This window comes from Methylobacterium sp. J-078 (genome assembly GCF_022829285.1).
Taxonomy (GTDB): Bacteria; Pseudomonadota; Alphaproteobacteria; order Rhizobiales; family Beijerinckiaceae; genus Methylobacterium.
Window position 1 is genome coordinate 22,936 of sequence record NZ_JAKSYI010000049.1, and the last position, 23,249, is coordinate 46,184.

The 23,249-nt window shown below is 69.5% G+C and carries 13 protein-coding genes; 7 read left to right on the forward strand and 6 right to left on the reverse strand.

Annotated elements, in window-relative coordinates:
• The first annotated feature begins 20 nt into the window (after positions 1 to 20).
• Positions 21 to 1,379, forward strand: coding sequence for a cytosine deaminase (locus MKK58_RS04940; protein ID WP_243911046.1), 1,359 nt, complete (start codon positions 21 to 23; stop codon positions 1,377 to 1,379).
• A gap of 32 nt (positions 1,380 to 1,411) precedes the next feature.
• Here the strand turns inward: MKK58_RS04940 and MKK58_RS04945 are convergent, their stop codons facing one another.
• Together MKK58_RS04945 and MKK58_RS04950 are read right to left on the reverse strand one after the other, a co-directional pair.
• Positions 1,412 to 2,350: an efflux RND transporter periplasmic adaptor subunit gene (locus MKK58_RS04945; RefSeq protein ID WP_243911047.1), complete on the reverse strand. Its 939-nt coding sequence runs from the start codon at positions 2,348 to 2,350 to the stop codon at positions 1,412 to 1,414.
• 13 nt (positions 2,351 to 2,363) lie between these two features.
• Positions 2,364 to 4,112, reverse strand: a complete 1,749-nt coding sequence (locus MKK58_RS04950; RefSeq protein ID WP_243911048.1) for an AsmA-like C-terminal region-containing protein — start codon at positions 4,110 to 4,112, stop codon at positions 2,364 to 2,366.
• 331 nt (positions 4,113 to 4,443) lie between these two features.
• On the opposite strand from MKK58_RS04950, the gene MKK58_RS04955 reads away from it, so the two are divergent.
• Positions 4,444 to 7,356, forward strand: a complete 2,913-nt coding sequence (locus MKK58_RS04955; protein WP_243911049.1) for a caspase family protein — start codon at positions 4,444 to 4,446, stop codon at positions 7,354 to 7,356.
• Between the two features lie 549 nt (positions 7,357 to 7,905).
• Positions 7,906 to 11,484 carry an autotransporter outer membrane beta-barrel domain-containing protein gene (locus MKK58_RS04960; protein ID WP_243911050.1) on the forward strand — a complete coding sequence of 1,193 codons (3,579 nt, stop codon included), beginning with the start codon at positions 7,906 to 7,908 and terminating at the stop codon, positions 11,482 to 11,484.
• Positions 11,485 to 11,740: 256 nt separating this feature from the next.
• Here the strand turns inward: MKK58_RS04960 and MKK58_RS04965 are convergent, their stop codons facing one another.
• The 3 genes from MKK58_RS04965 to MKK58_RS04975 all read right to left on the reverse strand — a co-directional run bounded on the left by MKK58_RS04965 (position 11,741) and on the right by MKK58_RS04975 (position 14,299).
• Complete coding sequence (locus tag MKK58_RS04965) at positions 11,741 to 12,031, reverse strand: hypothetical protein (RefSeq protein ID WP_243911051.1); 291 nt, start codon at positions 12,029 to 12,031, stop codon at positions 11,741 to 11,743.
• A gap of 186 nt (positions 12,032 to 12,217) precedes the next feature.
• On the reverse strand, positions 12,218 to 12,571 hold the full coding sequence (locus MKK58_RS27110; protein ID WP_409565189.1) for a hypothetical protein: 354 nt from the start codon (positions 12,569 to 12,571) through the stop codon (positions 12,218 to 12,220).
• A gap of 237 nt (positions 12,572 to 12,808) precedes the next feature.
• Positions 12,809 to 14,299 carry an efflux RND transporter periplasmic adaptor subunit gene (locus tag MKK58_RS04975; protein ID WP_243911052.1) on the reverse strand — a complete coding sequence of 497 codons (1,491 nt, stop codon included), beginning with the start codon at positions 14,297 to 14,299 and terminating at the stop codon, positions 12,809 to 12,811.
• 436 nt (positions 14,300 to 14,735) lie between these two features.
• On the opposite strand from MKK58_RS04975, the gene MKK58_RS04980 reads away from it, so the two are divergent.
• The 4 genes from MKK58_RS04980 to MKK58_RS04995 all read left to right on the forward strand — a co-directional run bounded on the left by MKK58_RS04980 (position 14,736) and on the right by MKK58_RS04995 (position 21,632).
• Positions 14,736 to 16,421 (forward strand): caspase family protein, encoded by a 1,686-nt coding sequence (locus MKK58_RS04980; RefSeq protein ID WP_243911053.1) that lies wholly within the window; start codon positions 14,736 to 14,738, stop codon positions 16,419 to 16,421.
• A gap of 332 nt (positions 16,422 to 16,753) precedes the next feature.
• Positions 16,754 to 17,377, forward strand: a complete 624-nt coding sequence (locus MKK58_RS04985) for an OmpA family protein (RefSeq protein WP_243911054.1) — start codon at positions 16,754 to 16,756, stop codon at positions 17,375 to 17,377.
• Positions 17,378 to 17,565: 188 nt separating this feature from the next.
• Entirely contained in the window at positions 17,566 to 18,483 is a 918-nt protein-coding gene (locus MKK58_RS04990) for an efflux RND transporter periplasmic adaptor subunit (RefSeq protein ID WP_243911055.1), read from the forward strand.
• Entirely contained in the window at positions 18,483 to 21,632 is a 3,150-nt protein-coding gene (locus tag MKK58_RS04995; RefSeq protein ID WP_243911056.1) for an efflux RND transporter permease subunit, read from the forward strand. The genes MKK58_RS04990 and MKK58_RS04995 overlap by 1 nt, the downstream gene beginning before the upstream one ends.
• 9 nt (positions 21,633 to 21,641) lie before the next feature.
• On the opposite strand, the gene MKK58_RS05000 is transcribed toward MKK58_RS04995, so the two are convergent.
• Complete coding sequence (locus tag MKK58_RS05000; RefSeq protein WP_243911057.1) at positions 21,642 to 23,237, reverse strand: porin; 1,596 nt, start codon at positions 23,235 to 23,237, stop codon at positions 21,642 to 21,644.
• Positions 23,238 to 23,249 lie beyond the last annotated feature (12 nt).

Genomic DNA, 23,249 nt, shown 5'->3' on the forward strand with positions numbered 1-23,249 from the left:
TTCACAGGATCCGAGAGCCCATGCCTCCCTTCTCCTTCCCCGAGGGCAACACCTATCGCCTTCGCAACGCGCGGGTTCCGGCGGCCTTCCTCGTCGCCGGGCCCCCCGGGGGTGCCACCTGCGACGGGGACGGAGCCCCCCTTCTCGACATCGAGATCGTGTCCGGCCGCTTCGGCCGGATCGCGCCGGCCGGTGCGCTGGACGGCCCAGAACCGTCCTTCGACCTCGCCGGGCGGCAGGCCTGGCCGTGGCTCGTCGACATGCATACCCATCTCGACAAGGGGCACACCGTCGCGCGCACGCCCAACCTGGACGGGGATTTCCCCGGCGCCCGGGACGCAACGACGGCTGACCGCACGGCCCACTGGGACGCGGAGGACCTGCGCCGGCGCATGGCGTTCGGGCTCGCCTGCGCCGAGGCACACGGCGTCGCGGCGATCCGCACCCACCTCGATTCGCAGGACGGTGGCACCCTGCGCGACCAGGCCGAGGTGAGCTGGCGCGTGTTCCGGGAGATGCGCGAGGCCTGGGCCGGGCGCGTCACCCTGCAGGCGGTGGGTCTGACGCCCATCGACGCCTATGGACTCGATTACGGCCGCCGCCTGGCCGACCTGATCGCCGATTCGGAGGGCCTCCTCGGGGGCGTCACCCGTCCCACCGGCGGCCTGCACGGGGCGGGCCTCGCGGCCATTGATGCCCTCCTCGACCACTTGTTCACGCTCGCCGCCGAGCGCGACCTCGATATCGATCTGCACGTGGACGAGACCGACGACCCGGCTGCCACCTCCCTCGACGCGGTGGCCCGGGCCACACTACGCCACGGCTACGAGGGCCGGGTCACCTGCGGGCATTGCTGCAGTCTGGCGCTGCAGCCGCCCGAGATTGCCGAGGCCACCATCGCGCGCGTGGCGAAGGCGGGGATCGGGATCGTCACCCTGCCCACCGTCAACATGTACCTGCAGGATCGCCGACGCGGACGGACCCCGCGCTGGCGGGGGGTCGCTCCGGTGCAGGAACTGCGCGCGGCCGGCGTGCCCGTGGCGGTGGCGGGAGACAATTGCCGGGACGCGTTCTACGCCTACGGCGACCACGACATGCTGGATACCCTCCGGCAGGCGGTCCGCATCCTCCACCTCGACCACCCGTTCGGCGATGCGGTCGCCCTCGCGGGGCCGGTGCCCGCCCGGCTGATGCGCCTGCCCGAGGCGGGCCGGATCGTCTCCGGCGCGCCGGCCAACCTGATCCTGCTCGCGGCCCGCTCCCTCAACGAGGTGGTGGCCCGCCCACAGGCCGATCGCCGCCTGATCGCGCGGGGGCGCCTCGCGGCTCTCCCGATGCCGCCCTACGAGGCGTTGACGGGCGAATCCGCACCCTGGTGACGGGCGCGCACCCCGGCCCGTCCGTCACCCGATCAACGGGCCTGCCCGATCTCCCGGATGTCCGGCCCCTCGCGCACCGGCACCGGGTAGACCCGGTCGCCCTCGCGCAGGAAGGCACCTGCGCGGACCACGACGGTGTCCGCCTCCGTGAGGCCGGAGCGGATTTCCACATCCGACCCCGCAAGGAGGCCCGTCTCCACCTGACGCGTCACCACGCGGTCCCCCGCGATGGTGTGGACCACGGTGCCTTCCGGCTCGTACAGGATGGCGGCGTAGGGCACGCCGAGGCCGCAGCGCTCGTTGAGGGTGATAATCCCGCGCGCGAAGGTGCCGAAGCGCATGTCGAGGCTTGGCTCCAGGCCGATCCGGACCCGGCCGAGTTGGCTCGCCGGGTCGAGGGTCTGATCGACGCGGCTCACGGTGCCGACGCTCTCCGTCAGGCCAAGGGGCTTCACCGACACCTTCTGGCCCGGGCGGAGCTTGGCTAAATCGCCGAGGGGAACGGCGGCCTGAAGGTCGGTCTCCCGCCTCGCGGCGATCTGAAAGAGCGCACCCTGGCGCGGGGAGACCGGCACGCCGACCTGGGCATTGCTGCGCAGGACCATGCCGGCCACGCTGGCACGCAGGACGGGCGACGCTCCGGGAGATGCAATCCCCTCGATCGGGGCGAGGGTGGCCAGCACTTGCCCCGCCGCGACCATCTCGAGGGGGGCGACCAGAATCTGGGCGACCTTGAATCCCTCGCGCTCCGCCGCAACGTCGACCTCCTGGCGTGGGAGCAGCACGCCGGTGACCTCCACCCGGTCGCTGAAGCACAGGCGCCGGGCCGATCTGACACTGACCGACAGCCCATCCGGCGTCACGTCGGCTGCCTGCGACGGAGATGCGAGGAGCAGCGCGAGGACGGCAAGGGCCGCCCGTCGGGTGCCGGGTTCCCGCGAAGGAATCTTGATCGCGAAACTGGAGTTCATGGAACCTCGATCGTCAGCGGCGGCGAACCGGGGCAGGCTCACGGCCGCCCCGTGGCAGGATGGCATCCAGAAGGCCCTCGAAGCCGCCCGCGCCGCGTCCGCCCCCCTGAGGACCCATGAGGCCGGTGCCGAGATCCTGCAGGGCCTCGATGGCTCCTGCGGGATTCTGAAGGAGGCCGCCCATATCGGCCGACACCGCCGGCCCGTCCCAGGGGCCCGAGACGTGAACGGGGACGTTGAGGGCGCGCCCGGACCCGGAACGGCCGCGCTGGGACGTGACCGCGGGTTGAAAGTGCAGATCGAGGGTTCGGGCGACGAGATCGATGGACCCGGCCCCCGTGGACTGGATCAGCGGAGACCTGAGCTGGAGATCGTTCGTCACGGCCCGCCCCTCGGCGATGCTGAAGCTGCCGCCGAGGCTCTGGAAGCGCGAGAACGGTCCCTCGCCGCCCAGGCCGATCAGATCCGCCGCGTCGACACGACCGTCCGTCAGGGTGACGTCGGCAAAACCCGTCGCGGCGCGGGCAAGATCGGCCGGGCGCCCGGCCGTGGCCTGGATGTCGATCCGCGCCACCGTTTGCGCGTCCAGTCCGCCCGCGCCGACGAGGTCCGTCAGGAGCGGGCGCAATCGTGCGCCGGCCAGGGTCATGCTGAGGCGATGGCGGCCGGTCTCGCTATCGCTCCGCGCCTTGTCCTGGGTCGATGCTCCGTCGGCGGGGGAAAGAGAGTAGCGCAGCTTCATCGCACCCGCATAGGCACGAGCGGCGGTGACCGCCGTCTCGAGCATGCCCCCCCGGATCGACGTCACCACCGCGAGATCCTCGAATCGGGCAGGACCGAGGGTGATGCGGCCGATGGCAAGGCGCAGGTCCGCGTCGAACGCCGCGAACCAGCCGGGCCGGGGGAGGGCGTCCGTCGGCACGGACACCCGGGGGCCGCGCGCAACGGGCTGCCCCTCGTCGACCCCTGCCTTCAGGATCAGGTCGTCCAGGCGGAGATCGCCCCTGAGACTGGTCGTGTCCTTCAGATCGAGCCGAAGACGGCCCGAGACCGGCGATTCACTCAGCGTTCCGGCGATGCGCTCGATCGAGACATGGTCCGCCCCGGCCTCGAGGCTCGCACGCACCCGAACGACCGGAAGGTCGGATCGCCCGGCGCTCGGAGTGACGTCGACACGCAAGGGCCGGGCGGCGTCGGCTCCCGGACGATCGAGCGCGATGTGCAGGCGCTGACCGACATTCTCGACGTCGAGGTCGATGGACGGCGAAGTGGCATTCGGGTTTCGCTCGAGGACGATCTCGACCTGGCCGGCCGTGACATCGATGCGACGGCCGTCGCGGGAGACATCGCAAGCCACGTCCCGGGACAGCACGCGGATTGCGTCGAGGTACGCTTCGGTGTGGGCAGGACCGGCCACGACGCGCGTCGACCCGGGCGGCGAGCCGTCCACGGGGATGCGCAGACTTACGGCCTCGGCGTGCAGCGGCACGGTTCCGGCTCCGCCCAGGATCAGCGCGCGCGAGACCGGCACCGTGAGCCGCCCGATGTCGAGGCCGGCGCGGGCATCGCCCGTCGCCAAGTCCGTCACCAACAGAGCCGGAGGCCACGCGACGCGAACGGCGCCGACGCGCCAATCCCGCCCGGTCTCGTGCTTCAGGCGATCCACGAAGGTTTGCGCGAGGCGGTCGGAGGCAATCGACCAGCCAAGGATTGCGGCCGCGACCGGCACGACGGCCATGAGGACGGCGACGCGGAGTCTCATGCCTGGCAGACCGAGGATGGCCGGGCGATCATCAAGGCCAAACCCCGTGCTCCTCGCGAATCCAGACGTTCTTTCAGATGAAATCTGCGGGCGTCAACGGTCCTCAAATACGAATCACGGCGCAGGCCACCGAAAGCAGTCTCCGGCGCCTTCGGGGCGGCGAAGAACAATCGAACAAAGAGTCTGATTTCTGCAACAGCGTCTGAAAATTTCGACAGTCCGTCGATCTCAAGTCGTCGGCGATCGAAGTGGACCGAATCGACCGAAGATCCGCATGCGGGTGCGTCCGCTCACTTGATTGGGTCCCGGGCTGGCGTGTACGGTCGAGAGCATGAAGAAGGTGCTGCCAGCGCTGACGGCGATCGTGCTCACGATGTGGGTCACGATCGCTATGGCTGAGCCCCAGGGGGCCAAGCGCGTCGCGCTGATCGTCGGCAACGCGTCCTATGCGAGCTTCGGCAAGCTCGACAATCCGAGCAACGACGCGGAAGACATCGCGACGGTCCTGCGCCAGATCGGCTTCACGGTCATCGAGGGACGGGACCTGTCGAAGCGCGACATGGACCGGCGCCTCGCTCAGTTCTCGCGGACGGCGAGCGATGCGGACACCGCCCTCGTCTACTATGCCGGCCACGGTCTGCAGTACCAGAACCAGAACTTTCTCGTCCCCACCGACGCGCAGTTGAAGGACGGCTTCGACATCCCGTTCGAGACGATCTCGGTCGACAGCGTCATCGGCGCCCTCGACAACGCGCGCGGTGCGCGGATCATGATCCTCGACGCATGCCGCAATCTCCCCCTCACGGAGGGCGTGAAGCGCTCCAGCGGACCCGGTCTCGCGCGGCTCTCCGGCCGCCAGGGCCTGATCATCGCCTATGCGACGCAGTCGAATCAGGTGGCCTATGACGGTGCCGGCCGCAACAGCCCCTACGCGGAAGCGCTGGCGAAGGCCTTGTCCGAATCGGGCCTCGAAGTGGGTCAGGTCTTCCAGAAAGTGGCGCTGTCGGTGAAGAACGCGACGCAGGGCAAGCAATTGCCCGAGTTCTCGCGCTCCTACGCCGACGAGGTGTTCCTGAACCGGGCCGAGACCGACGTCCAGGCCTGGACGCGGCTGCGCAACAGCAACGCCGCCGCCGACCTCGGTGCGTTCATCGAGAAGTTCCCGGCGAGCTTCCTGGCGGATGCCGCCCGGATCCGCATTCAACTCCTCGAAAATCAGGCCCGCTTCGCGGAGCAGGAGATCGAGAACAAGCGGCAGGAGGAGCGCCGCGCCCAGGAGCGACTGCTCTGGGCTCGCCGCGAGGACGAGCAGCAGCGCCGCGAGGAGGAGCAGCGCCGCCGCGATCTGGCGCGCCGTGAGGAGGAGCAGAATCAGGCCGAGCAGGCTCGTCTCGTCGCCCAGAAGGAGGCCGAAGAGGCCAAGCGGCAGGCGCTGCGTCGTGAGGAGGCTGCACGGCAGGAACAGGCGCGCCTCGCCGCCGAGAAGGCGGCCCGCCAGGCGGCGGCCGAGATCCTGCGCCGCGAGGAAGCCGCCCGCCTGGAGCAGGCCCGCCTGGAAGAGTCCGCCCGTCAGGAAGCCGCACGCCTCGCGGCCGCTCAGGCGGAAGCCGAGAAGGCCGCTCGCCTGGCCGCCGTCGAGCAGAAGCGGCGCGAGGAGGCCGCCCGCCTGGAGCAGGCGCGCTTGGCGGAGATTTCCCGTCAGGAAGCCGCGAAGGTCGAGGCGGCTCGCCAGGAAGCCGAGAAGGCCGCCCGCTTGGCCGCCCGCGAGCAGAAGCGGCGCGAGGAGGCGGATCGCCTGGAGCAGGCGCGCCTGGCTGAGATCGCCCGCCAGGAGGCCGCGAAGGCCGAGACGGCTCGCCTCGAAGCCGAGAAGGCCGTCCGCCTCGCTGCTGCCGAGCAGAAGCGGCGCGACGAGGCGGCACGCCTGGAGCAGGTGCGCCTGGCTGAGATTGCCCGTCAGGAGGCGGTCCGAGCCGAGGCCGTGAAGGCCGCCCTGGCGGCGGCGGCCGAGAAGAAGGCCCGTGACGAGGCGGCGCGTATCGAGCAGGCACGCCTGGCGGAGATCGCCCGTCAGGAGGTCGCCCGGGCCGAGGCGATCCGGCAGGAAGCGGCGCGCCTGGAGGCGGAGCGGGCCGAGACCGAGACGCGGGCCCGTCTTGCCGCCGCCGAGCAGAAGCGGCGTGACGAGGCGGCGCGCCAGGAGCAGGCCCGCGCCGAGGCCGAGAAGGCCGCGCAGGTCGCGGCCGCCGATCAAGCCCGGCGCGACGAGGCGGCGCGCGTCGAGACGGCCGCCATCGAAACCGCACGGGTCCAGGCCGAAGCCATCGTCAAGGACAGGGCGGCGCCCGCGAATTCCGGCGGCTTCGCCCTCTCCCCCGAATTGGCCAAGGCGGTCATCGCCAACGAGAAGGCGAATGCGTCCTCCGAAAAGGCCGCTCCGGATTCAGGCGCCACGCCCTTCCCGCAGACGACCTATGCCAGCCTGGACCTGAAGAGTGCCGGCGAGCCCAAGCAGGCGGAGGCGAAGGCCTCCGGATCTTCCGCCCAATCCGACGTGACGCGCGCTGTGCAGCGGCGCCTGTACGATCTCGGCTGCTACACCGAACCGATGGAATCGACCTGGGGTCGTCCCTCCAGCGCGGCCCTGGAGAACTTCTACACCTCCGCCCAGCGCATCGACCGGTCGAAGGGCGACCCGGCGAAGAACGGCCTGAACCGCTCGATCCGGATCGTCTCGACGTTGCCCGACCAGCTCACGCTGGATGATCTGAACAGCTACAGCGGCCGCATCTGCCCGATCGCCTGTCCCGCCGGATCCGAGGTGAAGGGCGACGCCTGCGTGATCGTCACCTGCCCCTCGGGCATGACCCTGCGGAACGGCGTCTGCCGGACCGAGACCCTGCCGGTGGAAGCGGCGAGCCCGACGCGGAAGCCGAAGGCCGCCCGTCCGGCCGAGACGGTCGAGGCCCCGGAGCCGCGTCCGGCGCGGAAGGCCGCGCGGGCACCGGAGCCGCATGCCGTTCCGAAGGCGGCCCGTGTTCCGGAGCCGGTCCGCGCCCCGCGTGTGGTGCATCAGGCGCCGCCGAAGCCCACCGTCCGGGTCGTGCAACCCCTGCGCGCGAGCCCGCGCGTCCCAGCCCTGTCCCACGCCGCCCCGGCCGCGCCCGCCCGGGCGACGGCGGCCTCTTCCGGCTACAGCCCCGCCGAGATCGGTGCGGTGCGGGCCATGAGCCGGATGCCCTGAGTCACAACGGTCCGGCCTCTTCGATCTCGGGGACCGCTACCGGAAGAGGTCGCGCCAGTGGCGTGATCGATGGCGCCGGATTTGCCGGGCACCCCCCGGTCGGTCTCCGCGATCACTGACGCGCGAAGCCCTTTCTGAGAGCGCCGGATATGACGTCGGCCTCCCTCCGGAACGGCGCGAGGTGCCGCTCGATCTCGCCTACGGCGAAGGATTCCGATGCGCCAATCGTAACGGATCGTCAATCAAGTTCATCGTGATCCGAAGCGAGGTCGGCTGCCGCAGAATTTGTAGCCGTCGCAATCATTCTCCCTCAACACCGGCCGATCAGTTCCTCTTATCCAGTACAGTGACTTGTCGGTCACGCGGGTTGGAAAAGATGCCGCCTCCCTCCATTCGCCCCAAAAAATCACTCCAGTCCGGCTGAGGCTGCTTTATGGTCGTCCCAAGACGACGGGATTGCCTAGAATGATATCGTTGACCAACTCCCCCCGAGCATTTCTTCAGTTGGCCACTCCCACAGGTTCGGCTTGGCTGAAACGGACGCTCCTGATGGGCGTGTCGTTCGCGTCCCTGCCGGGACTCACCCTTCTCGGGGGAATCGCTTCGGCGACAGCGCAGACGATCGCATCGGGCTTCGAGAGCAACCGACTGCCGCAGACTGCGAGCGTCGGCCTCGGCACCAGCATCACGGCCGACGGTCGTACGCTGGACGGCATCGGCGGTCCCGTGACGCTGCCGTTCGAGGTCAATTACTTCGGCAAGTCCTACTCACAGATCTTCGTCAACAACCACGGCAATCTGACGTTCGAGAGCGCGTCTGCGAATTTCATCCCGGTGGGGGTCGGGGCCAGTTACCAGGGCCAGCCGATCATCGCCCCGTTCTATGCCGATACCGACACGCGCAATCCTGCCAGCGGCGTACTGGGCTTCGGCAACGGAACCTACCAGGGTCGCACCGCCTTCGGCGCGACCTGGCCTTCCGTCGGTTACTTCGCCTCTCAGGCCGACAAGTTGAACACGTTCCAGGCGATCCTGGCGAGCCGCGCCGATACTGGCGCGGGCAACTTCGACATCTACTTCAACTACGGCAGCATCAAGTGGGAGTGCAGCGGGAGCGGCGGCCAGGGTGGAACGAACGGCCTATGCACGCCCGGCTCTTCGCCGCCCTCGGCCGGCTTCTCGGCCGGAACCGGCGTCGCCGGAACCTATTATGAGCTTCCCGGGTCCCTGGTTCCGGGCGCCTTCCTCGACGGCGGCGCGAATGCCCTGGCGACCAGCTCGAACAACGGCGTGCCCGGACAGTTTCTGTTCCCCGTCCGAAACGGTAGCGTGGTCATCGCCAACGTCTGCTCCGCCGGCGACAACGCCGCCAGCACGAACGTGGCCAATTGCGGTCCGAGCCGGACCTACGACCAGCGCATCTTCTATCAACCCACCGGCAACTTCACGCTCAACGTCCTGAACGACACGACGATCGCGACCACCGCGAACGGCGAAAGCGCCGTCCTGCTGATGCCGACCTCTGCGACGGGGGCCGCTCCGTCGAACACGGTGACCCTGAACGTGGCCTCCAGCGCCACGATCCGCTCGGCGACGCGTTCCGGCGTCGAGATCGACGGATCGGCGGGATCGGGCGCCGTGACGGTCAACAATGCCGGCACCATCGCGGGCGCTTCGTCCGGCGTCTACGCACGCAGCGGCACCGGTGCGCTTAACATCGCCAACCAGGGCAGCATCACCGGCGCCTTCGGCATCGTCACAGAGAACACGCGCCTCACGACGATCAACAACGCGGGCAGCCTGCGCGGCGGCGTCGGCGCGGCCGTGTCCGCCGCAGCCGCGTCGCTCACCAACACCGGTACGGTCACGTTCGGGCAGGTGGGCCTCGCGGCCACCACCGCCACCGGCATCACCCTGACCAATTCCGGAACGATCCGCTACGACGCGACGATTCCCGCGGCCCTGACGCCCGAGAACCTCGCGCTCCTTCCTCCCTCGGTCGCCGCGCTGGACCAGACGCTCAGGACCAGCTTCGGCGCCTCCGGGGCTCCGTTGCCGGCCATCGCGGTGGCCGCGCTCACCCAGGGCACGCTCACCCTCAACAATTCCGGGACGGTGACGACCGCGCCGACCGGCATCGGCATCGCCGCCGCCGCTTCCGGCGCGATCGCGCTCACGAATTCCGGCACGGTCACGGGCGGAACGACCGGCCTCGCCCTGCAGGCAGGGGCGGCAGCCAGCGGAGAGGTTCCGGCGCGCGCCGGTCAGATCACGCTGGTCAATTCCGGCCAGGTCACCGCCGCACAGGGCGTCGCCCTCCTGGCGCGCACCTTCGGCGGTCCGCTCTCGATCGCGAATTCGGGTTCGATCTCCGGGCTGACCGGCATCATGACGATGGCTGGATCGGGCGCGCTCACGGTGTCCAATGCCGCGACGGGCAGCATCACCGGCCTCGGCGGCTACGCCATCGACAGCACGGCGAGCACCGTGGCGTCGCAGATCGACAACCGCGGCTTCATCGGCGGTGCCGTCGCCCTCTCCGCCGGGTCGAGCCTCAACAACAGCGGCCTGTTCACGGCGACCGGGACGAGTGGGTTCGGCGGTGGCACCTTCACCAATACCGGCGTCGTCAACCTCGCCGGGGCGGCCACCCGCACGGATGCAATCGCCGCGACCTTCGGCAACGTCTCGACCTTCACCAATGCGGGGGTGATCGACGTGCGCAGCCAGTCGGCGGCCAGCAGCCTGACGATCGCCGGCAACTACGTCGGCAACCAGGGCACGGTGCTGTTGAATGCCTCCACGCAGGCCAACACGAGCGACCGCCTCGTCATCACGGGCAACGCCAGCGGAACGACCGCCGTCGGGGTGACGAACCTGACGCCCGGCGTCGCCTTCGCCCGCTCTCCGACCCTGATCCAGGTCGCCGGCACCGTGGCCCCCAACGCGTTCACCCTGGCGAGCGCCCAGAACTTCGGAACCCTCGAGGCGGTCCTCCTCACGGAAGGGGGCCAGCAGGGCAGCACGGTCAGCCTCGGAGCGGTCCCGACCGCGGTGGGCCTCTCGGGCACGACCGCCGTGGTGGCGGCCCGCTCCATCGCCACCCAGGGCAGCACCGCCGTCCTCGACCGCGTGACCCAGCTGCGCGGCGACGCGCAGCGCGCCGCCGCCAACGGCGGTTCGGCCGCCCCGGCCCTGTCCTATGCGGGCGACACCCAATACGCCGCCCTCGTGAGCAAGGACCCGATCGCACCCAACCTCGTGGCGCCCGCGCCGGCCCCGGCCAGCAACGTGAAGCCGGCGGTCTGGGCGCGCGCCTTCGGTGACCTGGAGCGGCGCTCCGGCTTCAGCAACATCAGCTTCGGCGGCCTGAACATCAGCCGCGACCTCGGCTACAGCCAGGCGACGGGCGGCGTGCTCGCCGGCACCGACGTGGTCATCAGCGGTCTCACGGCCCCGGACGACGGTCTGATCCTCGGCGTGATGGGCGGCTACACCCTGGCCTCCGTGCGCCTGAACCAGGGCGCCGGCCGCCAGGATTACGACGGCGGCACGGTCGGCGCCTATGCCACCTACCTCAAGGGTGGCTTCTTCTCGGACCTGCTGTTCAAGAGCGACATCCTGGGCCTCGACATCACCGCGCCGGGCATCCGCCAGGCGACGGGCCTCGTGAACTACAACGTCCTCGGCAATATCGGCTACCGGTTCGACCTACCCCACGCCCTCTACATCGAGCCGACGGCCGGCCTCGAATACGTGGCCACGGTGTTCGACCGGACGCCCACCCTCGCCCCCGGCACCGTCCCGCTGCAGGACGGTGACGCCCTGCGCGGCCGGATCGGCACACGCCTCGGCACCGAGTTCATCGAGAACAATATCCGCGTCGAGCCGAGCATCACGGGTCTGATCTACGACACCTTCACCGAATCCGGGACGACGGCGACCTTCGGCGGCGGCACCCGAATCACCGGCCTCACCAATGTCGGCAAGGTGCGGGGCGAGATCCAGGCCTCCATCAACTTCCTGAACCTCTCGACCGGTCTCTCCGGCTTCCTGCGCGCGGATTACCGCATCGGGGACGACCTCGTCGGCGGCGGCGGCAAGGCTGGCCTGCGCTACCAGTGGTGAGGCTCGCCTGACAGAACCGGCGTTCCGGGTTCGGCCTGATCCGCCATTCGCTCGATCGAAGCGGGTGACGGATCGGCAAGCCCGCGGGGCGCCTGAGCAAGCCCCGATCCGCGATCCCACAGGGATCGCCGGAAGGGATCAGACGGATTTGGGATGAGACCGAAACGGCCCCCCGTGATCATGGCGTCACGGGAGGGCCGTTTGGTTTTGCCGGAGCCCGGACGGGGCGCCGGAACAGGTGTGAGGCGCGTGCGGATCAGGGCATGCGCTGGAAGAGGCGAACGGCCTCGACATCGAAACGGGTGACCGTGCGCTGGACGGCGTACGGTACGCGCAGCGGCCACGCCACGGGGACGAAGCGCGCATCCAGCCGCCGGGGAATGCAGATCGCGTCCCAGGTGCAGCTGCGGGGTCCGTAACCGTCGCAACCGGGGACGCAGGCCGCTGCGGGCCTTGCCTGGGCGGGTGCCGCCGCGGCGAGGGCGAGGGCCGACAGCGCGACCGGGAGCAGGGCGAGTTTCAGCGTGCGCATCGTCGTGAAATCCACTTCGTCGTTTCGTTCGTCGTCTTGGTGCCGGTGGCGTGTGGCAAAATCCTGGAACCCGCCCGGCGTGCCGGCCTGCGATCAGATCACCGGGATCATCGATCAATCCGGCTCAATGCGACAGATGTGAGCCGAACTATCAATGAATCGATGGTGAACACAAGCTGAGCCGCAGCATCCGTTTCACGTTCAGGGTTGGCGAGACTGCTGACTGCACCAGGCGATCCAGAGTTCCTGGCCCGGGACCGGGTTCTCGCCGAGCACGCACCAGCCCGTGTCACGTCCTGCTTCGACATCGACCGAGCGGGTGGCGACCTTCTTGTCCTCGAGCATCGCGAAGACCGCCTGACAGCCGCTGCTCAGTTTCGTCCTGTCACGCCGCAGGCAGGCGGTGATCCGGTCGACGTTGGGAATCTCACCGCTGCACAGGCGAAAGACGTCGGGCGTACAGGCCGCGCGCTGCACGCTCGTGCCCTGACCGAGCGCCGGCGCCGTCGACAGGGCGGACAGCAGGACGAGGCCCGCCGCACTGGTGATCTTCATCGTCCTGTTCCTCTCCGCTGATGTCGATACAGGTTGCGGCCGGTGGAAATCAGATCCGCGAGCGATCTGTTCGGCGAGACACGCATCTGATTCAATGCATGCGGTCGCGCCGACCGGGGGTCAACAGTCGAATCCGCGTCGATCGTCTTGAATGTCCTGCACAGTGCGCGGCGGCACGGAACCGAAACTCAGTATTCCCGCGCGGATCGGTCGGTGGCGCGCGATGTGCGCCGGCGCTCAGGGGACCCGATGGTAGCCGGCCTCGCGAACCGGGGTGATGGTCGCCCCCTCGCGCAGGAACGGTCCGGCCCGCAGGACGACCAGATCATCGGCCTTCACGCCGCTCTTGACCTCGATGGTGTCGCCCTCGGTCAGGCCGGTCGCAACGGGACGCGCCTCGATGCGGTCGCCGTCGGCGACGTAGACGAACCGGCCTTCCGGCCCGATCATCACCGCGGCGCTCGGCACGGCCAGGCCGCAGCGCCCGTCGATCCGCACCACCGCCCGGGCGAAGGTGCCCTGGCGCAGGTCCCCCGCCTCCTTGATCTGCACGCGCACCCGGCCGGACTGGGTGGCCGGATCGGCCGGCTTCGCCACCGTGCGGACCTGACCCGGCAGATCCGAGCCGCCGAGCGGAGTCAGGACCGCGCTCTGCCCCGGCGCCAGTCGAGCCAGGGTGGCGAGGGGCACCTCGGCGGCGAGGTCGTACTCGCCCTGCGCGATGATCTGGAACAGGGGCGGGGAGGCCGGACTCATCGTCTCCCCCGGGCTCGCGCCGATCCGGCCGACGAGGCCCGAAATCGGCGCGCGGGTGGCCAGAGCCGCGCTCTCCGGTGCGCCGACCCGGACGATGCGCGCCAGGACGTCGCCCGCCGAGACCGAGGCGAGGGGGGCGGTGGCGATGCTGAGCACGCGGTAGGTGTCGAGGTCCGGTCGCACGTCGACCTCCCGGCGCGGCACCACCACGCCGCCGATCAGGGCCTCGTCCTTGAAGCAGCCGCGATGGGGTGGAGCGACCGCCACGGCGAGCGCGCCCGATTCGGCCTCGATCGGTGCGATCCCGGCGGCGTCCTTGCGGGCGAACGGCCCTCCGTCCCACGCCACCCAGGCGCCCAGCGCGAGGATCGGGATTCCGGCCGTGGGCAGCCACCACCAGCGCGGTGCAGCGTGGCGGCGCAGGCGGCCGCTCCAGGTGGCGGCCTCGGATGCCTGCGCGGGCCAAACCACCCGGTAGGCGTGAACCGGACGCGGGATGTTCTTGAGGCGCTGCGAGCCGATGTCGCGGAACCCGACCGCGACCTTGTTGTGGACGGCCTCGTGGACCGAGCGGGCGATGCAGATGCCGCCGGCCTCGGCGAGGCCCTCGAGCCGCGCGGCGATGTTGACCCCGTCGCCGAGGAGGTCGCCATCCTCGCGCACGACCACGTCTCCGATGTTCAGGCCCATCCGGAAGGCGATCCGGCGATCCGGCGGGACGTCGCGATCGCGCGCGCGCAGCGTCTCCTGGATCGCGATGGCCGCGCGCAGGGCTTCGACCGCGCTCGGGAACTCGGCGAGGATGGCGTCGCCCGCGGTGTTGAAGACGCGGCCGCGGAAATCCGCCACGTAGCCCCGGAAGATCGCCGCGTGCTCGGCCAGCCGCCGAAGGGTGTCCTCCTCGTCCTGCGCGATCAGGCGCGAGAACCCCACGACGTCGGCGGCCAGGATTGCCGCGATCGTCCGCTTCATCACTCTGCCCACCCATGTCCGGCAACGGGGCGCCAGCCGCGCCCGGGGCGAGCCCTCGACGGCGGCGGTACGCGACCGTCGAGGCGGATCAGCGGGAAGGGGTCAGGTCTTGTCAAGACCTTGCCCGCGCCGAGGCCGGGGACCGACAGTGCCGGGCGACACAGCGGTGGCATGAAGCGGGCGTCGCCGGAGAATTTTTCAATGCAAACCCGGTCGTTCGGGGGCGGGATGCTCGAAATTCAGTGAACCTGAGGCGGCAAGCGACCGGTGAGGCGGCGAAGGACAGACTAACGCGACGCCGATGCGTGTTTCCGGTGACAGCGGCCGACTTTTGCACGGGGCCGGGAAACCGTCCGCTGTTTGTCGCGGGACGCGCTATTGCGCCGCGCGCGCTTCGATGCGTATCACCGACCGTCCGAATTGTGCAGAGCGCCGCATGCGTGCCCGTCATTCCATTGCGACGATCCTCCTGATCCTGACCGTGTTTCTGGTGTCGGGACGGGACGGCGCCGAGGCGGGTTCCTTCTCCAACGCCCGCAACGCGCTCCTTATCGGCAACGCTACCTACCCGGACAGCGACGCGGCGCTCGCGACCCCCTTGGGTGACGTGAAGGCCCTCGGCGACGCCCTGCGCGCCAAGGGGTTCACGGTGGTGACGGGGGAAAACCTCCCCCGTGAGCGGATGCAGGCGGCCATCGACGGCTTCGTGCGCAAGGTCGAGCCCGGCTCCGTCGCGCTGGTCTTCTTCAGCGGGTACGGCATCCAGGTGGCGCGGAAGAACTACATGGTCCCCGTCGATGCGCGGATCTGGAGCGAGGCGGACGTGCTGCGCGACGGCATCGGCGTCGACGCGCTCATGGCCGAACTCGACCGCAAGGGAGCCGGCACACGGGTGGTCGTCCTCGATGCCTCCCGCCGCAATCCCTTCGAGCGGCGCTTCCGCAGCTTTTCTACCGGGCTCGCCGAGATGAAGACGGGCCCGGGCCTGCTCGGCCTGTACTCGGCGGCCCCCGGCAGCGTCGTCAACGAGGTGAGCACGGCGCAGAGCCCCTTCGTCACGGAACTCGTCCGGCAGATCGGCGTCTCCGAGAACAGCGCCGTCCAGGCCTTCACCGCCACCCGCGAGGCCCTGTCCCGCGACAGTCGCGGACAGCAGGTGCCGGCCCTGTCCGCCGAGGCGGGCGAATCCTTCGCCTTCGATCCCGCGCGCGCGAAGAGCGAAGCGAAGGCCGAGGTGAGGCCGGAGCCGAAACCCGAGCCGACACAGAAGAGCGCTCGGGTCGAGGACAAGCCGGCTCCGCCCCGCCCGGACGCGGGCAAGCTCCCGTCGCAGAGTACGGCCGACGCGGCGGCCGCCAAGGAGATCGACGACCTCGTGGCCGCCGAGGAGGCGACGGCGCGCGCCTTCAACCGGGCGAACGCCGCCGGCACGCGCAAGGCCTACGAGGAGTTCCTGTCCCAGCATCCGGCGGGCACCCTCGCGAGCGTCGCGCGCGCGGAGATCGCCCGGCTGGACGAGGCGCGGGACAAGGCGCCGAAGTCCACCACACCCGCCGTTCCCCCGGCAGCGCCGCCGACGACGAAGGATACCGCGTGGCACACGCCGCCGAAACCCTATTCGCCGGCCGAATTGCAGCGCAAGACCAGCCTGGACGCGCGAATCGCGCGGAGCGCGAAGGATCCGGCCGCCTATTACGAGCGGGGTCAGTTCCACGCTCAGCGGGACGATTACTCCGCGGCGCTGGCCGATTTCGATCAGGCGATCCGCCTCGACCCGAAGAATCCCGAGGCCCTCAACAATCGCTGCTGGGTGCGGGCGATCACGAACGACCTGTCGCGGGCGCTGGCCGATTGCAACCAGGCCCTCACGCTGCGGCCGAACTTCGTGGATGCCCTCGACAGCCGCGGCTTCGTCAACCTGAAATCCGGTGCGCTCCAGGCCGCCATCTCCGATTATGACGCCGCCCTGGCTCAGTCGCCGACCCACAGTTCCGCCCTCTACGGGCGCGGCATCGCCCGGTCCCGCCTCGGCCAGCGCAGTCAGGCGACGGAGGACCTCACGGGGGCGCTGGCGCTGAACCCGATGATCGACAAGGATTTCGCGCAGTACGGCCTGCGCTGACCGGCGCGAGCTTGGCCCGGCGGGGCGGGCGCCCTCCGGTGAATCGCGAATCCGGCCGGTGCCGTCAGGGGCCGGGCCGACGCCTCCGGCGGAGACCCGTCTCGACAATTCGCATGAATCGCGCTCCGCACGGGACTTGAATCGTGCGCGGCGCGGGACTTGGGATACACTGCGAATTCGGCGGCTTCGTCGTGACAAAAGGCACTCCTACGCGATGGAACCTGTTGATCGGAGACCTGAGGCGTGGGAAGAACGGATCAGTGAAGTTTAAGCACTCCCCGCCGCTGCTCCCGATACAAGCTCCTTCTCAACGATATTTGCCGGAGGCTCACATGTCCCGAGTTTCACATCGCGTGTTCGGTCTCGTTGCCGTTCTCCTCACGGTGGTGCCCGCCGCCGCGCAGGAGGTGACGGAAGACCAGATCCTGAAGGCCCTCCTGCCGCAGAAGACGCGCAGCCTCTCCATCGGCGCGCCCGCCCCGGCGCCCGCCGCCGCTCCGGCGGACGTGGCCTTCGTCGATACCCTGCGCAACAAGAGCAGCGCGGCGCTGAGCGCGGACACCCGCGAGAAGCTGAAGCTGGTCGCCGCCGACAAGCCGGCCTTCGATCTCAGCATGGAGTTCGACTTCCGCTCCGACGTTCTGAAGGGCAGCGCCCTCCAGAACGCCGACAAGCTCGGCCGCGCCCTGTCCAATCCGGCACTGGCTAACCAGACCTTCGTGATCGCCGGGCACACCGACGCCAAGGGCACGGATGCGGCCAACCAGAAGCTCTCCGAGCGTCGGGCCGAGGCCGTGAAGCGCTACCTCGTGCAGCAGTACAAGCTGCCCGCCGCCAACCTGATCGCCGTCGGCTACGGCAAGTCGCGCCTCAAGAACGAGGCCGATCCGACGGGCGCCGAGAACCGGCGCGTCCAGGCGGTGAACCTCCTCCAGGTCAAGACCGCCGGACGCTGACGCTCCGCTCACAGGCGTAGGTCCGACCACCCGGTTCATCCCCGGGTGTGTTCGGCCGCGCCGTCGTATCCTCTCTTCGCACAGCAGGACGGGCCGTCGACGTGCAGTTTCCGGAGATCGTGCAACGTCACCGCCGACGCGATGATCAGGGTCGCGCGCCGTCGCGGGGCGAGCCGCATCCGGCACGCGTGGCGATCGTTGGCCTCCTGGCGATCGTCGGATCGCTGCTCTGCGCCGGAATCGCGTCGGCGGAGAGCACGCCGGAGGGCACCACCGTGCTCGGGGTGCGGGCGGGGCAGGCCTGTCTGAAGGAGCAGATCCGGATCACCGGCTTCGCCCTCGCGCGGGAGGAAAGCGGCGCCAGCCTCGCCCTGGACGGTTACCGGATCAGCCAGATCCTGGTGTCGGAGGGCGACAGGGTCGCGAGCGGCCAGGAATTGCTGCGCGCGACCCTGATCGGGGCCGAGGACGGCGCTGGCCAGGGACGGCCCGCCAGCGTGAGCGCCCGCGCGCCCATCGCCGGTCTGGTCACCCGCATCAATGCCCGTATCGGCATGGCAACCAGCGCGACGATGCCGGTCGGGCCCGGCGGGCAGCCCGAGCCCCAGTTGCGGATCGCTTCCGAGACCGGCATCGACCTGCTCGTCGACGTGCCGAGCCTCTACGCGACCAAGATCCGCGTCGGCACGACGGCGCGGATCATCCGGGGCGACGGGGGCGAGGCCACGGGCACGGTGCGGGTCGCCGTCAGCGAGGTCGATCCGACGACCCAGCTCGGCCGGGCCCGCCTCACCGTCGAGCCCGCCTCCGCCCTGCGGTCCGGCCAGTTCGCCAGCGCGGTCATCGAGACGGCGCGCGATTGCGGCCTGTCGGTGCCGCGCTCGGCGGTGCTCTTCCAGAACGGCGTCACCAGCGTGCAGGTGCTGAACGGGTCCAAGGTCGAGACCCGCCGGGTCCGCACCGGGCTCTCCGACGACACCAACATCCAGATCCGGGACGGGCTCGTGGAGGGCGAGGCCGTGGTGGCGGATGCCGGCGCGGCCGTGCGCCCCGGGGACCGCGTCACCCCCGTCCTGACGAACCGGGACGGAAGCAGGAACCGCTGATGTCGCTCAACATCTCGTCCCTGGCGATCAAGCGGCCCCTGCCGTCTATCGTCTTTTCCATCATCCTGCTGATCCTGGGCTGGACGAGCTTCGTCCGCCTGCCGATCACCCGGCTGCCCTCGGCCGACATTCCGCTCATCTCCGTGGTCGTCACCCAGTTCGGGGCGGCCCCGGCCGAGATCGAGACGCAGGTGACGAAGGTCGTGGAGGACGGTGTCTCGGGCGTGGAGGGCGTGCGCCACATCGCCTCCTCGATCACCGACGGGCTCTCGGTGACGACCATCGCCTTCCGCCTGGAGACGAACACCGACCGGGCGCTCAACGACATCAAGGATGCGGTGACGCGCATCCGCTCGGGCCTGCCGCAGAGCGCGCAGGAACCGCTGATCCAGCGCGTCGACGTGGTCGGCCTGCCCATCGTGACCTACGCGGCGGCCGCCCCCGACAAGAGCCCCGAGCAGATCTCGTGGTTCATGGAGAACACCGTCAAGAGTTCGCTCCAGGACGTGAAGGGCGTGGCGCAGGTCGAGATCATCGGCGGCGTCTCGCGGGAGATCCTGGTCTCCCTCGATCCCGACCGGCTCCAGGCCTTCGGCCTCACGGCCGTGGACGTGAGCCGGCGCCTGCGCGGCACCAACGTCACCGTCACGGGCGGACGGGCCGAGATCGGCGGACGCGACCAGGCGATCCGGACCCTGGCTGCGGCCAAGACCATCGACGAACTCGCCGGCGTCATGCTCGCGCTGCCCACCGGGGGCGAGGTGCGCCTCACCGATCTCGGACAGGTCACCGACACGATCGCCGACCGGCGCACCTTCGCGCGCCTCAATGGCGAGCCGGTGGTGGCGGTCGGCATCAAGCGGGCCAAGGGCGCCAGCGACGTCGTGGTGGCGGCGGCCGTGCAGAAGCGCGTCGACCAGATCCGGGCCGAGAATCCGGGCTTCGACCTGAAGCTCATCGACAGTTCGGTGGAGTTCACCCTCGGCAATTACGACGCGGCGATCCACACCCTGTTCGAGGGCGCGATCCTCGCCGTCATCATCGTGTTCCTGTTCCTGCGCGACCTGCGGGCCACGATCATCGTGGCGGTGTCGCTGCCGCTCTCGATCTTCCCCGCCTTCTGGGCGATGGACACCCTCGGCTTCTCGCTGAACCTCGTCAGCTTCCTGGCGATCACGCTCTCCACCGGCATCCTGGTGGATGATTCGATCGTGGAGATCGAGAACATCGTCCGGCACATGCGCATGGGCAAGCCGGCGCTCCAGGCGGCCTCCGAGGCGGCGGACGAGATCGGTCTGGCGGTCATCGCGATCTCGCTGACCATCATCGCGATCTTCGCGCCCGCGAGCTTCATGTCCGGCATCGCCGGGCAGTTCTTCAAGCAGTTCGGCATCACGGTGGCGGTGCAGGTACTGTTCTCGCTGCTCGCCGCGCGCTTCGTGACGCCGATGCTGGCCGCCTACCTGATGAAGCCCCACCATGCCGAGGAGAAGCCGCCGGGCCCGATCCTGCGGGCCTATACCCGGCTCGTCACGCTGTCGGTGCGCTGGTCCTTCGTCACGGTGCTGATCGGCTTCGGCTTCTTCGCCGCCTCCATCGCCAGCCTCGGGCTCCTGTCCCAGGGCTTCCTGCCGGCGCAGGACAGCGCGCGCTCCGTGATGGCGGTCGAGCTTCCGCCGGGCTCGCAACTCTCCGACACCGAGACGACGACGGAGGCCATCGTCTCCACGATCCGGACGCTGCCCGAGGTCCGCAGCGTCTTCGTGGATGGCGGACGCGTGCCGAAGGAGCCGACCGAGTTCCGCCGCGCCTCGCTGATCATCAACTACAAGCCCAAGGCCGATCGCAAGATCACTCAGCGCGAGCTGGAGCGCGAGATCGGCAAGCGCCTGCGGCAGGTGCCCGATATCCGCTACTACTTCGTGGACGAGAACGGCCTGCGCGCCATCGGCCTCGTGGTCCGGGGCTTCGAGCCGCGCGTGGTCGCCAACGTCGCCAACGAACTCGCCAACCAGATGCGGCGTCTGCCGGGCGTCGCCAACGTCATCTCCGGCACGACGCTGGACCGCCCGGAACTGCAGATCCTGCCGCATCTCGATCTCGCCGCGCGCCTCGGCGTGACCCCGGAACTCCTGGCAGAGACCATCCGGGTGGCCACCATCGGCGATGTCGGCCCGGCCCTGGCCAAGTTCGACGCGGGCGACCGGCTCGTGCCCATCCGGGTCCAGCTCGACGACCGCGCCCGCATCAACCGCAACGTCCTCGAACAGCTGCGCGTGCCCATGGGACGGGGCGGCAGCATCCCCCTCTCGGCGGTGGCCACCCTCGATTTCCAGCAGGGGCCGACGAACATCAGCCGCTATGACCGCCAGCGCCAGGCGAGCGTGGAGGCCGACCTCGTCGGCACGGCGGCGCTGGGCGACACCCTGAAGAGCATCGACCAGCTGCCGGTCATGAAGTCCCTGCCCAAGGGCGTGACCGTGAGCCAGTCGGGCGACGCCGAGAGCCTGAACGAATTGTCGGAAGGCTTCGCACAGGCGATCAGCGGTGGCCTGATGATGGTCTACGCGGTGCTGGTGCTCCTGTTCGGCAGCTTCCTGCAGCCCCTGACCATCCTGTTCTCGCTGCCGCTGTCCCTGGGCGGGGCCGTGATCGCCCTGATGATCAGCGGTCAGCAGCTCACCACGCCGGTCTGGATCGGCATTCTGATGCTGATGGGCATCGTCACCAAGAACGCCATCATGCTCATCGACTTCGCCGTGGAGGCGATCCGGCACGGCATGCCCCGTGAGGAGGCGATCATCGATGCCGGCCGCAAGCGCGCCCGGCCGATCGTGATGACCACCATCGCCATGGTGGCCGGCATGCTGCCCTCGGCCCTGGCCTTCGGCATCGGCGGCGAGTTCCGCTCGCCGATGGCGATCGCCATCATCGGCGGCCTCATCTTCTCGACGCTGCTGTCGTTGATCTTCGTGCCGGCGATGTTCGTGGTCATCGCGCGGCTGTCCGACGCGCTGATGCGCGTCGTCCTCTGGCTCGCCGCCAAGATCAACCGTCCGGACAAGGCGGCGCCGGGCAAGGCGGCGGCGGACAAGCCCGCGGCCGATGCACCCGTGGCCCTGCCCGGAACGGCATCGGATCACCCTTAAGCGCCGCGCTCAGAAGTCGCGCTGGACGCGGGCTCGGACCTGGACGGTGTCCTCGCTGGTCTTCGTCCGGATCGTATTGGAAAGATTGTTGACGAAGGCTGCGTTCTGCGCCGGGAACTTGCTCAGGTCGAGCACGCGGCCGGAGGTGACGCCGTACTGCGTGTAGATCGTCTCGAAGCCGATATCGAGGTCGCGGACCGGCGACCAGATCAGGCTTCCGCCGACGACGAAGCGGTAATTGTCCCGCAGGACCTGGCTCACGTCGAAGAAGCGCGTTCCGGGCGTGCCCGGACCGGCGCCGGTGATGCCGTAATAGGCGCCCTGGCGGGCGCGGGCGCCGCTGGCGAAGTTCAATTCGCCGTAGGAGCCGAAGACGGCCGAGCGCAGCTCCGGCGTCCAGTAATGCAGGAACGAGGCGACCGCAGTGAAGGTCGTCGAGAGTTCGAGCCGGTTCGTGAACGGGTTCAGCACCGCGTCGTTGAAGTACTGGTTGAAGGCCGAGCCCTGGATCGAGGACGTGTTGCCGATGTAGGAGCCGGTGTAGGCCGAGAAGCCCGTATACATCCCGGCGCCCTCGCCATAGGAGGCCTGGAGGTAGAGGGTGTCGCCGGGCGCGATGAACGGCAGGTTGACCTTCACGCCGCCCTGGACGGCCCAGCCGTAGGCGGTGGCGAGGCCGGGACCCGCGACGCTGTTGGCCGCCGTCACCGCGCTGCCGAGATTGGTGCCCGCGAAGGCGCCCGCGATGGGATTGGCGTAGTTCAGCTCGTGCACCGCCGCCGAGAGCTGGGCCGAGCCCCAGGTCGCGTCGTAGCGCAGGACGCCGACGAAATCGGGCATGCGGTTGCGCTGTACGATGTCGATGAAGCCCACGCCCGTGGGCGTGCCGTTGGCGGAAAAGCCGATGAAGAGCGGGCTGGCGGCCAGCGTCGTGCCGGGCGCGTTCGCCGCCGTGAAGAGCGGCGTGCGGCGGAAGCTCGGATCCTCCATCGAGAGGGTGGCCGAGAAGCCCGAGCCGCCGAGCTTGGTCGTGTAGGCGGCCAGGTTCGTCGAGTTCACGTCCGAACTCATCGAGGAGGCGATGATCTCGAAGTCGTGGGCGTAGAAATCGTAGAAGGAGGTGGCGCGCCCCGCCGTGAAGCCCGCGAACTGAATGAACGCCTTGTCGGTGTTGAAGAATTGCTGCACGCGGCCGGCCTGGTCCTGCCCGGTGGCACCGAAGGCGTTGCCGATGCGCTCCGTGGTGCCCGACCGGATCGTCGGGATGCCGGTTCGGCTGGCGGCCTCGAGGCGCAGGAAGGCCCGCAGGGTGCCGTAGCTGGTCTGCGTGCGCGCATCGACGTTGATGCGGGCGAGGCCCCGGTAGCCGGTGAGATCGCCGGGCGTCGCGGTTCCGCTCGAGCCCCGGCTGTAGGAGGGTTGGTATCCGACCTCGAAGCGCGCTCGGCCCGAGAGCCGGATGCAGGTATCGGTGCCGGGAATGTAGAAGAAGCCGTTGCCGTAGGCGTTGCAGACCCGAACGAATTCGATCGGTGCCGCGACCTTGGCGGGAAGGTCCGTGGCCCCTGCGGCGGATGTTCCGGCAAGTACCGCCGCCGATGTCATCAAGATTTTGTT

Bases quoted from the DNA above. Each gene is read 5' to 3' on its own strand.
- MKK58_RS04940 (WP_243911046.1), top strand. From the start codon at position 21: ATGCCTCCCTTCTCCTTCCCCGAGGGCAACACCTATCGCCTTCGCAAC.
- MKK58_RS04945 (WP_243911047.1), bottom strand. From the start codon at position 2,350: ATGAACTCCAGTTTCGCGATCAAGATTCCTTCGCGGGAACCCGGCACC.
- MKK58_RS04950 (WP_243911048.1), bottom strand. From the start codon at position 4,112: ATGAGACTCCGCGTCGCCGTCCTCATGGCCGTCGTGCCGGTCGCGGCC.
- MKK58_RS04955 (WP_243911049.1), top strand. From the start codon at position 4,444: ATGAAGAAGGTGCTGCCAGCGCTGACGGCGATCGTGCTCACGATGTGG.
- MKK58_RS04960 (WP_243911050.1), top strand. From the start codon at position 7,906: ATGGGCGTGTCGTTCGCGTCCCTGCCGGGACTCACCCTTCTCGGGGGA.
- MKK58_RS27110 (WP_409565189.1), bottom strand. From the start codon at position 12,571: ATGAAGATCACCAGTGCGGCGGGCCTCGTCCTGCTGTCCGCCCTGTCG.
- MKK58_RS04975 (WP_243911052.1), bottom strand. From the start codon at position 14,299: ATGAAGCGGACGATCGCGGCAATCCTGGCCGCCGACGTCGTGGGGTTC.
- MKK58_RS04980 (WP_243911053.1), top strand. From the start codon at position 14,736: ATGCGTGCCCGTCATTCCATTGCGACGATCCTCCTGATCCTGACCGTG.
- MKK58_RS04985 (WP_243911054.1), top strand. From the start codon at position 16,754: ATGTCCCGAGTTTCACATCGCGTGTTCGGTCTCGTTGCCGTTCTCCTC.
- MKK58_RS04995 (WP_243911056.1), top strand. From the start codon at position 18,483: ATGTCGCTCAACATCTCGTCCCTGGCGATCAAGCGGCCCCTGCCGTCT.
- MKK58_RS05000 (WP_243911057.1), bottom strand. From the start codon at position 23,237: ATGACATCGGCGGCGGTACTTGCCGGAACATCCGCCGCAGGGGCCACG.